Origin of the sequence: Pseudomonas cremoricolorata DSM 17059 = NBRC 16634 (assembly GCF_000425745.1) — a bacterium.
Taxonomy (GTDB): domain Bacteria; phylum Pseudomonadota; class Gammaproteobacteria; order Pseudomonadales; family Pseudomonadaceae; genus Aquipseudomonas; species Aquipseudomonas cremoricolorata.
Window position 1 is genome coordinate 89,828 of record NZ_AUEA01000003.1, and the last position, 13,819, is coordinate 103,646.

General features: G+C 66.4%; 9 protein-coding genes. 5 read left to right on the top strand and 4 right to left on the bottom strand.

The window, feature by feature from the left end; genetic code table 11:
- Positions 1 to 66: 66 nt before the first annotated feature.
- From H618_RS0104920 to H618_RS22715, 4 genes are all read right to left on the bottom strand, one after another.
- Positions 67 to 1,194, bottom strand: a complete 1,128-nt coding sequence (locus tag H618_RS0104920; protein WP_028694013.1) for an HlyD family secretion protein — start codon at positions 1,192 to 1,194, stop codon at positions 67 to 69.
- Positions 1,191 to 2,840, bottom strand: a complete 1,650-nt coding sequence (locus tag H618_RS0104925) for an MFS transporter (protein WP_028694014.1) — start codon at positions 2,838 to 2,840, stop codon at positions 1,191 to 1,193. Before H618_RS0104925 ends, H618_RS0104920 begins: the two co-directional genes overlap by 4 nt.
- 212 nt (positions 2,841 to 3,052) lie before the next feature.
- The gene (locus H618_RS0104930; protein ID WP_028694015.1) at positions 3,053 to 3,319 is read right to left on the bottom strand and encodes a hypothetical protein; all 267 of its coding nucleotides are present in this window, start codon (positions 3,317 to 3,319) and stop codon (positions 3,053 to 3,055) included.
- Positions 3,320 to 3,402: 83 nt separating this feature from the next.
- Positions 3,403 to 3,651, bottom strand: a complete 249-nt coding sequence (locus H618_RS22715; protein ID WP_154660618.1) for a hypothetical protein — start codon at positions 3,649 to 3,651, stop codon at positions 3,403 to 3,405.
- Between H618_RS22715 and H618_RS0104935 the strand changes: the two genes are divergently transcribed.
- The 5 genes from H618_RS0104935 to H618_RS0104955 all read left to right on the top strand — a co-directional run bounded on the left by H618_RS0104935 (position 3,650) and on the right by H618_RS0104955 (position 13,710).
- Positions 3,650 to 4,975, top strand: a complete 1,326-nt coding sequence (locus H618_RS0104935) for a sigma-54 dependent transcriptional regulator (RefSeq protein WP_028694016.1) — start codon at positions 3,650 to 3,652, stop codon at positions 4,973 to 4,975. The two genes, H618_RS22715 and H618_RS0104935, sit on opposite strands and share 2 nt — an antisense overlap.
- 87 nt (positions 4,976 to 5,062) lie before the next feature.
- On the top strand, positions 5,063 to 5,854 hold the full coding sequence (hisN, locus tag H618_RS0104940; RefSeq protein WP_028694017.1) for a histidinol-phosphatase: 792 nt from the start codon (positions 5,063 to 5,065) through the stop codon (positions 5,852 to 5,854).
- Positions 5,855 to 5,957: 103 nt separating this feature from the next.
- Positions 5,958 to 6,689 carry a hypothetical protein gene (locus H618_RS0104945; protein WP_028694018.1) on the top strand — a complete coding sequence of 244 codons (732 nt, stop codon included), beginning with the start codon at positions 5,958 to 5,960 and terminating at the stop codon, positions 6,687 to 6,689.
- Positions 6,690 to 6,756: 67 nt separating this feature from the next.
- A complete protein-coding gene (locus tag H618_RS0104950) occupies positions 6,757 to 9,117 on the top strand; it encodes a DNA polymerase II (protein ID WP_028694019.1) in 2,361 nt (786 codons plus the stop codon).
- 72 nt (positions 9,118 to 9,189) lie between these two features.
- A complete protein-coding gene (locus H618_RS0104955; RefSeq protein WP_028694020.1) occupies positions 9,190 to 13,710 on the top strand; it encodes an NEL-type E3 ubiquitin ligase domain-containing protein in 4,521 nt (1,506 codons plus the stop codon).
- The last annotated feature ends 109 nt before the right edge of the window (positions 13,711 to 13,819 follow it).

Genomic DNA, 13,819 nt, shown 5'->3' on the forward strand with positions numbered 1-13,819 from the left:
GAGCCTAGCGACTGACGTCGCTTGCAGATACAGCACGCACGTGTTCGCCCCCAGCCGCAACACCCCTCACTGCGCCGTATCGATACTCACCACCACCGACATCCCAGGCCGCAGCCGCCCGGCCTCCTCCTGATCGGCATCGACACTGATGCGCACCGGAATGCGCTGGGCGATCTTGACGAAGTTGCCGGTGGCGTTATCGCCTTGCAGCAAGGCGAACTCCGAGCCGGTGGCGGGGGAGATCTGCTCGACGCGGCCGCGCAGTGTGCGATGGTTCAGGGCATCGACGGTGAAGCTCACCGTTTGCCCGACACGCACGTCGGCCATTTGCGTTTCCTTCATGTTGGCGATCACCCACAAGGTGTCGGGCACCAGGGCCATCAGCTGCGCGCCGGCGTTGGCATAGGCACCCAGACGCGTGCCGATCTGCCCGAGCTGACCATCACGCGGCGCCACCACGCGGGTGTTGTCCAGGTCGATGCGCGCCAGCTCGACGGCGGCCTTGGCGTTCTCGACCGCCGCCTCCAGCGCGGCGCGGTTGACCACCACCGATTCACGGTCCTGACGGGCGATCTCCAGGGCGGCCTTGGCCTGGGCGACGCTGGCCTGGCCGGCGGCGGCAGCGGCGCGGGTGATGTCCAACTCGCGACGTGACACCGAGCCGTCGCTGATCAGCGCCTGGTTGCGGCGCAGGTCGGCCTGGGCCTTGTCGGCCTGAGCGGCGGCGTCGGCGATGGCCGCGCGGCGTTGCTCGATGGTCGCCTCGGCGCTGTTGCGCTGTTGCAGGTTGTTGGCCAGCGCTGCCTGCTGTTGCTGCAGCTGCGCCTTGGCCTGGGCCAGGCGCTGGCGGTAGATGCGGTCGTCCAGGCGTACCAGCAGGTCACCGGCTTTGACGAACTGGAAGTCGTGCACCGGCACCTCGACGATGTACCCGGCCAGCTGCGGGCCGATCACCGTGACCTGGCCGCGCACCAGCGCGTTCTCGGTGCTTTCCACCGCGCTGCTGAACGGCGGCAGGCGCCAGGCATACAGCACCAGCAGCACGCCGGTGATGGCGATGGCGGCGAACACTAGGGTCGATAGCAGGCGTACCCGGCGCGTACGGCCGGGGTTTTCCGGCTCGCTGGGCGGCGCCTTGCCCTCCGGGGTTTCGGCCAGGGCGGTGGTGGTGGTCGAGGGCGTATCCTGGGTCATTGGGTCGGGGCACCGGGAATCAAGGGTTCGGAAGGCGCGCGGCGGGTCGAGTACCAGACCCACGAACGGCGCAGGAAAATCCACAGCATGGTCAGCAGCGCCAGGGCGCCGATGAGCATGAACACATCGTTGTAGGCCAGCACGTTGGCTTCGCGGGTGGTGGCGTTGGCCAGCAGGCGCAGGCCGACCTCACCGCGCAGGGCCGGGTCGCTGATCACCCCACCGTAGCTGGCCGCGCCACTTTGCACGCGCGCCGCTACCAGTGGGTCGAAGGCGCTGAGCTGTTCGGTGAGCTGGCTGGAATGAAATTTCTCCCGCCACACCTGGAAGGTGCCCAGCAGCGCCGCGCCGAGCAGGCCGCCGAGGTTGTTGCAGATACCGAACATCACCGAAAAGCTGATCAGGTTGCGCGGGTTGGCGCGCACGTGGCTGATGCCCATGACCATGCACGGGCCGAGGAAGAAGGTGCTGCCGAAGGCCAGCAGGAACTGGCTCAGGTACATCTGCGCCGGCCGGGTCAGGTTGCTCGAGGTGCTGTCCATGAACGCGCCAAGGGCCATCGCCCCCAGCGAAATGAACAGCGGCCAGACCAGATGCACCGGGTTGATGGTCAGCGCGCTCACCGCAAGCCCGGCCACGGCGCCTAGCAGCATCACCGCATACAGCGTGCGCATCTGCTCGCTGCCCAGGTTCAGCGCTTGCAGAAAGCCCACCGCGCCGGTCGATTGCTCGGAGGTGACCATGCGGATCAGCACCACGCACAAGGCCAGCCGCACGATCGCCGCGCTGCCCAGCCAGCGCGTCATCAACAGCGGATTGCGCCGGTTGTGCTCGATCGCCAGGCCCGCGCAGATCAAGGCAATCGAGGCGGCCAGGGCAACGCCGATCCACGGCGTTTCCAGCCACCACTCGATGCGCCCGAGCGACAGCGCCGCGCAGAGCAGCGCGGTGCCGCCGGCCATCAGCGAGAAGGTCAGGAAATCCAACGGCTCGAAGGTCTTGAAGCGGTCGCCAGGCGGCAGCTTGAGCAGCAGCACGCAACCCAGCGCTGCCAGCGCCAGGCCCAGTTCGAACAGGTACAGGCCGCGCCATTCGGCGATCAGCAGCAGGTCTTCGGAAAAGATTCGCGCAAGCGGCAGGGCCAGCTGCGAGGCGCCCAGGCCCAGCACCATGGCCTTGAGGCGCCATTTGGCCGGAAATGCCTGGATCATGTAGTACAGGCCCAGCGAGGTGAGCGCCGCGCCGACCATGCCGTGGGCGGCGCGCACCGCTATCGCGGAATTGAGGTCGTTGACGAACAGGTGGGCGAAGGTCACCAGTGCGTACAGCACCAGAAACACCTCAGTGAAGGCGCGCAGGCCGAACTCCTGGCGAAACTTCACCAGCAGCAGGTTCATCGACACGTTGGTCATCACATAGGCGGCGGGCAGCCAGGCCATCTCGGCAGTGGTGGCGCCCAGCGCACCTTGCAGGAACACCAGGTTGGCGGTGACCAGCGCATTGCCCAGCCCGCCGGTAATCGCCACCAGCAAACCCACCAGGCCATAGGCGACGCGCTTGCTCGGCGCGTGCAGCGGGGTCGACGGCGAGCCTGGCAGCACCGGCCGTTCATGCTCCTGCCATTGGCGGGGGGCGTACTTGTCCATGCAACGCTCTGTACTGCTGGAAGAGGTGAAGTATCGACTGTAATGGACTGACCGGCCCGGAAAAAATTCTCTCGCAGCCTGAACCGGTAAGTTCGCGGGCCTTCAGCGGCGCGCGAGACTGACCGACACGCCCGGGTCGATGCACGGCTGGCCGCAGCGACGCGCACAAAAAAGGCGGGTATCAACCCGCCTTCATTGCACACAAAGAACGATCAGCGTGGCATCGACCACGGTTGCAGGTCATAACCTTTTTCGCTCAGTTCGGCGCGCACCTCTTCGATCAGGCGGGCCCACTGGGTCAGGTTCGAGTAAGCGCGCGACGACACGTGCTTGCTGCCGATACGCGTGTTGGTCCGGTCGATCACCGCCAGGCTCAGCTCTCCAGTTCCATTTGGCGCATCCCAGGCTACACACTGGAAGGGCTCGAAAGCGTGGTCGGCGATCAGCAGTGCTTCGTTGACACGGAGCGGGGCGTTCATGGGTAGGTCTCTCTAAATTCCTGTACTGCGTAAATGTGTCCGCGCGGCATTGACAATGTTGAACCCACCGTGCGGGGTTACTTCTACTGATGCTCGCCGGTAGGAAAGAAGTCACAACAATGTGCGACTTTTTTCAGTGTCATTTTCATGACAATGCCGACACGCCCTAGGACGTCACTTGGCCAGGAAAATTCCTCATTCCCCGCCAGTGACGGGAATTTGGCAGACAAACGGTAGTGGGCCTTTGCAGGTAACTTGCTAATGTTCATCCAGGCGTCGCAACTAACTGTTTCCATTCGGAAAACCAGAATTTGACGCCAAGGAACGGACATGTCGGAACCTGCGCTGTTGCGTCGCTTGCTGATCGTCGACCCCTGTGATGACTGCCACCGTTTGTTGCCAGGCCTGCGCAGTGCCGGCTGGGATGTGCGCAGCTCGACCCTTGCCACGGCCCTGGAGCATCCCTGTGATATCGGCGTGCTGCGCCTGCAAGCTGCGCACCTGCGCCACCCCGATGCCGTGAAAGACCTGATCAAGCGCAGCAACACCGAGTGGATCGCCGTGCTCAGCGCCGAGGAACTGCGCATGCAGAACGTCGGCGATTTCGTCTGCGAATGGTTTTTCGATTTCCACACTTTACCGTTCGATGTCTCGCGCGTGCAGGTGACCCTGGGCCGCGCCTTCGGCATGGCCCGCCTGCGCGGCAAGGGCGCCGCGCCGGTCGATCTGCCGGACCACGAGCTGCTCGGTGACAGCCGGCCGATCCGTGACCTGCGCAAGCTGCTCGGCAAGCTGGCACCCACCGAGTCGCCGGTGCTGATTCGCGGTGAAAGCGGCACCGGCAAGGAGCTGGTGGCCAAGACCCTGCACCGTCAGTCGCAGCGCAGCGACAAGCCCTTCGTCGCCATCAACTGCGGGGCGATTCCCGAGCACCTGATCCAGTCGGAGTTGTTCGGCCATGAAAAGGGCGCGTTCACCGGCGCGCACCAGCGCAAGGTCGGGCGCATCGAAGCGGCCCACGGCGGCACACTGTTTCTCGATGAAATCGGTGACCTGCCGCTGGAGCTGCAAGCCAACCTGCTGCGCTTCCTGCAAGAAAAACACATCGAGCGGGTCGGTGGCAGCCAGCCAATCGCGGTCGATGTGCGGGTGCTGGCCGCGACCCACGTCGACCTGGAAAAGGCCATCGGCCTGGGACGCTTTCGCGAGGACTTGTACTACCGCCTGAACGTCTTGCAGGTGGTCACCGCTCCGCTGCGCGAGCGGCACGGCGATCTGGCCATGCTGGCCAGCCATTTCGCGCACTTCTACAGCCTGGAAACCGGGCGCCGACCGCGCTCGTTCAGCGACGGCGCGCTGGCCGCCATGGGTCGCCACGACTGGCCGGGCAACGTGCGCGAGCTGGCCAACCGGGTACGCCGCGGGCTGGTGCTGGCCGAGGGTCGGCAAATCGAAGCACAGGACCTGGGCTTGCAGGAGGTCGAGCGCCACGAGCAATTGCTCGGCACCCTGGAAGACTACAAGCACCGTGCCGAGCGCCAGGCGCTGAGCGATGTGCTCAATCGCCACAGCGACAATCTCAGCATCGCCGCCAAGGTGCTGGGGGTGTCGCGGCCGACCTTCTACCGCCTGCTGCACAAGCACCAGATCCGCTGAGCCACAGGCCACCGCGCAACGCTGCGCAGTGGCCTGCGGCTGCGCTATCATGCCTGCCCCTTATTCCTGCACCGAGGCCTAGCTGCCATGTCCCTCAACGCCGTCCAGATCAGCGAGTTCCGGGCTTTTGCCGACACCCTGGCCGACGCCGCCGCCGACGCGATCGCGCCGCATTTTCGCGCCGCGCTCACGGTGGAAGACAAGGGCGGGCGCCTGTACGACCCGGTGACCGTGGCCGACAAGGCCGCCGAAGACGCCATGCGCACGCTGATCCAGGAGCGCTACCCCGAGCACGGCATCCTCGGTGAAGAGCATGGCGAGGCGCGCGGCAGCAGCCCGCTGACCTGGGTGCTCGACCCCATCGACGGTACCCGCGCGTTCATCACCGGCCTGCCGCTGTGGGGCACCTTGATCGCCCTCAATGACGGCAAGCGGCCGGTGCTGGGGGTGATGAACCAGCCCTACACGGGTGAGCGCTTCATTGGCACTGGCGACGCCGCCTGGCTCGGCGAGCGTCGCCTGCACACCCGTGCCTGCGCCGATCTGGCCTCGGCGACGCTGATGTGCACCACCCCCGACATGTTCGACACCCCGGCGCGCAAGGCGGCGTTCGAGCGCGTGGCCGGCAAGGCGCGCCTGCTGCGCTATGGCGGCGACTGCTATGCCTACTGCATGCTGGCCAGCGGCCTGGTCGACGTCATCGTCGAAGCCAGCCTGCAACCTTATGACGTGCAGGCGCTGATGCCGATCATCGAAGGCGCAGGCGGGGTCATCACCACCTGGGACGGTGGCACGGCGCAGCACGGTGGCTGTGTGGTGGCCTGTGGTGACCGCGCGCTGCACGCGCAGGTGCTGGAATTGTTACGCGGCGCACAGTAACGCCGCCTCGCACCCGCGCCACCGCACTTTTTCCGGCGCCGAGGCTCTATGTCTGGTCAGGTCGCACGCTCCCGGTGCGGCCGCCTGATCTCGACCGGTGCCGATGGTTGTTCGCAGACGTCTTCCCGCCCTCTACCTGCTGTGCGCAGGTGTTCTTTCGTGCCTGAGCGGCTGCACCCAGCAGCAGGGCCGCGACATCGTCACCCAGATCGGTGACGGCAAGCCCAGCGAGTTTTTCCAGACCAGTGTCGACCGTATGGCGACGCTTGCCATGCGCGACAACCTGGAAAGCCTCTATCTGTTGATGAACAAGCTGTACCAGCGCAATCCCAACCAGTGGAAGCAGTCCGGCTACCTCGATGCCGCCACCGCCGAGCGGCAGATTCGCCTGGCCATCGAGCAGCGCCAGCCGTTGGCGCAACTGGGCAACCGCCGCGACCTCGCAGCCCTGAGCTATGCCCTGGACCCTGAGTTTCGCGGCGACCGGGTCGGCGCGTTCATCTATGCCATCGGCAGCATGCTGATCACCGCCCATGGCGGGCGCAGCGAGTTCTACATGACCGATGTGCTCGACCCGCTGTTCATCAACAACGCGGCGCGCAACATCGAGAAGGCCACCTGGATGCTCAGCCAGCGCCAGGATGCCAATGGCGTGCTGCTGCTGTTCTCCAACGAGATTTCCGAGGAAGGCAGCAACCTCAGTTTCGCCGTGGAGTTCGGCAAGATCGTCGCCCGCCTTGACCTGATGGCGCAGATGCTCGACGAACGTTACCGGCGCATCGGCCTGAACTACGCGCAGAGCTTGTTGCTGATGAACTTCCTGCCCGTGCAATGAAGCGGCACCGCGCCAGCATTCGCGGGTAGACTGCGCACCTGTTCATCGATACAGCACGAGGCCACCGTTGGCAGTTTCCCTGGGCTTTCTTCTGACCCGGCATTGGTACGACAGCGCCGAGGGCACGGTGGTGGAGTTCTGGCTCGCCACCGAGCAGGGACCGCGCTGCGTGCGCCTGGCGCCGCAGCCGGCGGTGGCGTTCATCGCCCAGGCCGACCGCGCCCACGCCGAGCTGCTGTTGCGTGATGAAGCCCAGGTCGAACTGCGCACCTTGCAGCTGCGTACCTTCGAGCAGCGCCCGGTGCTGGGCCTGTACTGCCGGCACTACCGGCAACTGTTGGCCTTGGAAAAACGCCTGCGCGCAGCCGGCATCGAGGTGTACGAGGCCGACATCAAGCCACCTGAGCGTTACCTGATGGAGCGCTTCATCACCGCGGCGGTGTCGTTCACCGGGCAAGCCGACGCCCACGGCGTGCTGTGCAACGCGCAGCTCAAGCCGGCCGAAGGCTATCGACCGAACCTGCGTCTGGCTTCCTTGGACATCGAAACCACCGAACGTGGCGAGCTCTACAGCATTGGCCTGCACGGCTGCGGGCAGCGCCAGGTGTACATGCTCGGCCCTGGCAACGGCGATGCTTCTGGCGTGGATTTCGACCTGCACTACTGCAACAACCGCGGCGAGCTGATCGAGTGCCTCAATGCCTGGCTGGTGCGCCACGACCCCGACGCGATCATCGGCTGGAACGTGGTGCAGTTCGACCTGCGCGTGCTGCATGTGCAGGCGCAGAAATACCAGGTGCCGTTGTGCCTGGGCCGTGATGGCCAGCCCATGACCCTGCGCGAGCACGACAGCCGCAGCCATTTCTTCGCCGCCGCCGCGGGGCGTCTGTTGATCGACGGCATCGAAGGGCTGCGCTCGGCGACCTGGAGCTTTCCCTCGTTCAGCCTGGAAAACGTCGCCCGCACCTTGCTTGGCGAGGGCAAGGCGATTGCCACGCCGTACCAGCGCATGGGTGAAATCAACCGCCTGTTCGCCGAAGACAAACCGGGTCTTGCGCGCTACAACCTCAAGGATTGCGAGCTGGTCACGGGCATCTTCGCCCACACCCGGCTGCTGGCGTTTCTGCTCGAACGGGCCAGCGTCACCGGCCTGCCGGCCGACCGCAGCGGCGGCTCGGTGGCGGCCTTCAGCCACCTGTACATACCGCTGATGCACCGCCTGGGCTTCGTCGCGCCCAATCGCGGCGGGCGCGACGAACAGAGCAGCCCCGGCGGCTTCGTCATGGATTCGCGCCCTGGGCTGTATCACTCGGTGCTGGTGCTCGATTACAAGAGCCTGTACCCCTCGATCATCCGCACCTTTCGCATCGACCCGGTGGGGCTGGTGGAGGGCTTGCGCGAACCGGACGACGCGCACTCGGTGGAAGGTTTTCGCGGCGCACGCTTCTCGCGCACCCAGCATTGCCTGCCGGCCATCGTCGAGCGGGTCTGGCAGGGCCGTGAGGCAGCCAAGCGCGACGGCAATGCACCGCTGGCCCAGGCGCTGAAAATCATCATGAACGCCTTCTATGGCGTGCTCGGGGCCAGCAGTTGCCGGTTTTTCGATACCCGTCTGGCGTCGTCGATCACCCTGCGTGGGCATCAGATCATGCGCCAGACCCGCGCCCTGATCGAAGCCCGCGGCTATGAGGTGATCTACGGCGACACCGACTCGACCTTCGTCTGGCTCAAGCACGCGCACAGCCAGGAGCAGGCCGCAGCCATCGGCCAGGCGCTGGTCGCCGAGGTCAACCAGTGGTGGCGCCAGCACTTGGCAGACAGCTACGGCCTGGACAGCGCCCTGGAACTGCAGTTCGAAACCCACTACCAGCGCTTTCTCATGCCGACCATCCGCGGCGCCGACAAGGGCAGCAAGAAGCGCTATGCCGGGCTGGTGCAGCGTGCCGATGGCCGCCTGGAGATGGTCTACAAAGGCCTGGAATCGGTGCGCACCGACTGGTCGCCGCTGGCCCGCGAGTTCCAGCAGGCGCTGTACGAGCGCATCTTTCGCGACCAACCCTACCGCGACTACCTGCGTGATTACGTGCGGCGCACCCTGGCCGGCGAGCTCGATGAGCTGCTGGTGTACCGCAAGCGCCTGCGCCGACCGCTGGCCGATTACCAGCGCAACGTGCCGCCGCATGTACGCGCGGCGCGCCTGGCGGACGAGTTTCATGTTGCCCAGGGGCATGGCCGGCAGTATCACAACGGCGGCTGGATCAGCTACGTGATGACCGTGGCAGGCCCGGAGCCGGTGGAAAACCTCCAGTCGCCGGTCGATTACGACCACTACCTGAGCCGGCAACTGCAACCGATCGCTGACGCCATTCTGCCCTTCGTCAACGACAGTTTCGCCGCATTGGTGGAGCGCCAGATGCCGTTGTTCTGAGCCTACATAAGCACCTCAGGCCACGCCTGTGGAACCCATACCCTGCCGGCCTTTCGACCAAGAGGGCAGGGCATGAACGAGCAATCGACAACTTCCAGCGGCGAAGCCGCCGCCTACCAGGACAATCTGATCCACGCCGCCTTGCCGGCCTGGATACGCGCTGCGAGCATCGAACAGCTACAGCAATTGCAGGATGCCAGCAGCCTGAGCCTGTACTGGCGCGAGCGTTGCCAGCAGTTGCTGGCACCCTTGCAGGGCGTGGAGGCGTTCTGTCGGCCGTTGTTGCAGCAGGCATTGCAGGCGCGCTGGCCAGCGCTCGACACCGCCGCGCTGGTGTGGCGCCACGGTGAGCGTGAGCCCGTCGTCACCTCCATGCCGATCGGCGTGCCGGTGACGGTGCCGGTGTATCGCACGATGCCGCTGCTGGAAGCTGCGCTGCGCAACTTCAATGACGGGCAGAGCGAGGAGGGCGGCATGCTGGTGGGCAACCGCTTGCAGCGCGTGGATGATCAGCCAGCGCCAGAGCTACCCAGCGCTGCGCAATTTGCCGCCTTCTGCCGCCAGCTCGACCTTGGCGCGCAGTACCAGCAGCACCTGCGCAGCGTGCTCGAGCCGGACGCCGAGGCGGGTGAGCAGGCGCGCTCGGTCCTGGCCCGGCAGCGCCGTTATGCGCTGCTGGTCGACGCCCAGCGCGCCTGGATCGAGGGCGCCGTGGACGCCGCCGAGCATCAGTTGCTCACGCGCCTGTGCGGCCTGCACTGGCCACTGACCCTGAACGGCGACCCGCTCAAGGCCAGGCGTCTGAACCTGCTCGGTTGCGACCTGGAGCAGATCGTCGTGCTCGATGCCCGCGACCAGAGCTGGAGCCCGCTGGTAACCTCGTCGCGCCGCGTCATCGCGTGGATTCCCGGTGATCCGCACACGCCGCTGCGCAGCTATCCCAGCCTGCGCCATTTCGCCAACGATCTCGGCCATCGGCTGCGCACCGCCGAGTACCAGCGCTTCTTTTCCCGCTTCGTGCGCAGGCGCGACAGCCAGCGCTTCTTCAGCGCGGTCATCAGCGGCTACGACGGGGTCACCGACCTTGCCAACATCGCCCTCGACGAGCACATGAGCGACTGGCCGACGCCGCTGTTCGACAGCCTGGCCGCCGCGCACATCGCGCAGATCAAGGATGACGCCGCGCTGCTGGCGACACCGGTCGCCGAGCTCGATCGACAAGTGCAGCGCGAACACGATCAACGTCTGGCGGCCGAGGGCTGGGCGTTGCTCAACCTGGCCGGGCTGTTCGTGCCGGGGCTGGGCCTGGCGCTGCTGGCGGTCACCGCCTGGCAGGTGCTCGACGAGGTGTACCTGGGGGTCGAGGCCTGGCGTGAGGGCGACCACAGCGAAGCCATGGATCACCTGTGCAATGTCGCCCTCGACGTGGCTTCGGCGGCGCTGGTCGCCGCAGGTGGCAGCGTGGTGGCGCGGGTCTGGACGCGCTCGGCGGTGGTCGATGAGCTGCTGCCACACACCTTGCCGGACGCACGAGTGCGGCTCGGCCAGCCTATGCTGGAGGCCTTTCGCAGTACGCCGCCAGCCGAGGCGCTGCGCGACAGCCAAGGCGTGTATCGAGCCGGCGAGCGCTGCTGGGTCAGCATCGATGGGCATGCCTATGAAGCTACCCCGGGCACTGACCAGCAGCCCTGGACCCTACGCCGGCGCAACGGCCTGGCCCCGGCACTGCGCCACAACGGCGCCGGCGCCTGGCGGCTGTGGTTCGAGCAGCCCCGGCAGTGGCAGGACGCTCATTACCTGTTCCGGCGTCTGGCGCTGAGCGAAACCCGCCTGAATGACGAAGAAATCGACATCATCCTGCACAGCACCTACACCAGCGCCGAGCACTTGCGCGCGTTGCATGTGCATGACCGGCCTGCCGATGCCCTGTTGCGCGACAGCACCCAGCGGGTGGCGCTGGTGGCGCGCATTCGCCGCGCGGTCAGCCAATTGCGCCAAGGATTGCAGCCCGGCGACCTCACTGTGCTCGACCATGCTCGAAGCTTGCCTGGGGCCGCCGAGCTGAGCGATCAGGCCCTGGCCGAGCGCCTCTGGAGCGAGCGGCGCAGTTTTTTCCAACGCCTCTACCACGCGGTGCAAGACAGCCCCTCGGCGCAGGCACAGGTGCTGCGCCGCGATTTTCCAGGCTTGAGCGTGCTCGCTGCCGAGGAACTGGTCGCCGGCGCTAGCCCGACACATCGCGAGCAACTGCTCGCCAGCGCGCGGGTGCCCCTGGCGATGGCCACGCGTGCGCAGCGCAGCGTCAGGGCGTTGAGGGTGTCGCGGGCGTTGGCCGGGTTGTCGCTCGAAACCGAGCAGAGCCTCGATCTGGCGCGGCTGTCGCTGCACATCGGCAGCCGCTTGCCCGGCGCCCCCGGCACTCTCCGCTGGCGGCTGTTCGACGGCAGTCGTGAACGGTTCGTGGCCCAGTTCGGCGCCATCGACCCGGCGCCACCGTCTGGCACCGTGCGCCAGCTCGACCTGCTGCTGGGCTCGGCGGGCTTCGAGCTGTTCGACGCCGGTGGTCAGGCGCTGGGCAACGCTGCCGATGAATTGTTCAATACCCTGGCACTGGCCTACGACGACGCCGAGCGAACCGCGCTGGGCATTGGCGAACCCTTTGCGCACAACCTACGCGTGCTGATTGCGCGGCAGGCGCGGCAGCAGCCTGAGCAGGTCGAGCAAGCCCTGGGCCTGCGCCAGCCGGTGAGCTGGTTCCGACTGCCGGCGCGCCTGGCCGATGGCCGCCTGGGCTACCCGCTCAGCGGACGCGGTGGCGGTCGCGGCGTGCCCCGGGCGTTGTACGCGCGGGTACGCATGCTTTACCCGATGATGAGCGATGCCGAGATCGAGCACTGGACCCAGCAACTGCGCAGCACCGGCCAGCAGGTCGAGCGCGTACTGAACCGTCTGGGCGGCGAAATGCAACAGCTCGAGGGCACATTGCGGCGCTGGGTGACGTCTGGCAGCGGCCTGCTGGCGCGCATCGATCGCAGCCGCTTCTGTGACCAACTGCTCGGTGCCTGGCGACGCATGACTCCGCGCCTTGCCAGCGTCGCCGACCAGTCTTCGGGCTATCGGCTGCGCATCTACGGCACGCACCTGCCATCACTGCCGAGCCTGCCCGAGGCGATCAGTTTCGCCCACGTCGATGTGCTGTCGTTACGCGACGTTGGCCTGAGCCAGATGCCCACGATGTTCCTGCGCAGCTTTCCCGGCCTGCGCACCCTTGAGTTGAGCGGCAATCTTCTTGCGCAACTGCCCCAGGGCATCGAGCGGCTCGGCCGATTGCGCGAGCTTGCGCTGGAAAACAACCTGATCCATCTGGACGCCGAGCAAGCGGCGCGCCTGGCCGCCTGTGAACACCTGCGCACCCTGAACCTGGGCGGCAATCCGCTTGGGTTCGCGGTGTCGGTGCAGCGCATGAGCCAACTGCGCACGCTCAACCTGCGCGAAACGCTGTTGCCCAGCCTGCCCGAGGGCCTGCTGGAAAGCACCGAGCTGCTGATCGCCGACCTGCGCGGCAATCAGATTCGTACGTTGCCAGAACGCTTCTTCCGCGCTCCGCGCTGGCTGACCAGCACACTGATGCTTGAAGACAATCCCTTGGAGCCGGCGGCCGCGGCGCGTCTGGCGCAGCTGTTCGGTGAGCCGCAGGCAGCCGGCATGCAGGTGGCCGGTACGCTGTTGAGCGGCCCCTGGCTGGACACCGTGGAACCTGGTCTGCGCGCGGTGTACGCGGCGACCTGGGATGCGCTCGCCCAGCGCCCGGCCGCGACGGGCCTGTTCGAGCTGCTGCAGCGCCTGCAGCAGAGCGCCGACTTTCTCGACAACGATGTCGCGATGGGGCGGCGGGTCTGGAGCCTGCTCGAGGCGGCCGAGCGCTACCCGGAGTTGGGCGAGGAACTGTTCAACCTGGCCAACCTGCCGCTGACCTGCCAGGACAGCGCGGCGCTGTCTTTCAGCGGCCTCGAGCTGCACCTGCTGGTCTGGCAGGCGCGCCTGAGCGCCAGCAGTGGTGGCGGTTCCGAGGAGCGCGCGTTGCTCCACCTCGGGCGTCAGTTGTGGCGTCTGGATGAGGTCGAGCGCATCGCCCTGGCCGACCTCCAGGCGCGCCACGCAGACGGTGCCAACCCTGACCAGATCGAAGTCGCCCTGGCGTACCGGGTGGGGCTGCGTGAGGTACTGGATCTGCCGGCGCAGCCTCAGGACATGCTTTTCGCCGGCGTCTCCGGGGTCGATCAAGGCCGCCTGGAGCAGGCCCGTGATCAGGTCCTGGCGGCCGAGACGGTGCCCACCCTGGCGGCGTCGCTGGTGCAGCGCGAGTTCTGGCAAACCTGGCTCGAGCAGCGCTACGCCGAGCGTTTGCAGGCACTGGACGAACCGTTCCAGGCGCGCCTGGCGGCGCTGATGGACGAGGCCGAAGCCGGGACTTCGGAGGAAGGTCAGTATCTTGAGCAGATGAACCGGGTCCGTGATGAGCGTCAGGCGGCCCGTCACGCATTGCTGCTGACCCTGACCGAGCAGTTGCTGGCGGCCCATCTCGCGACCTGATGGTTCAGTGGTAGCCCAAGGTTTTGGTCAGTGCAGACCTTGGGCTATGCTGTGGCCTGATGCAGAAAAATCCTAAATTGCTGTAGGTTACATCTGAAATCGAAAGTTA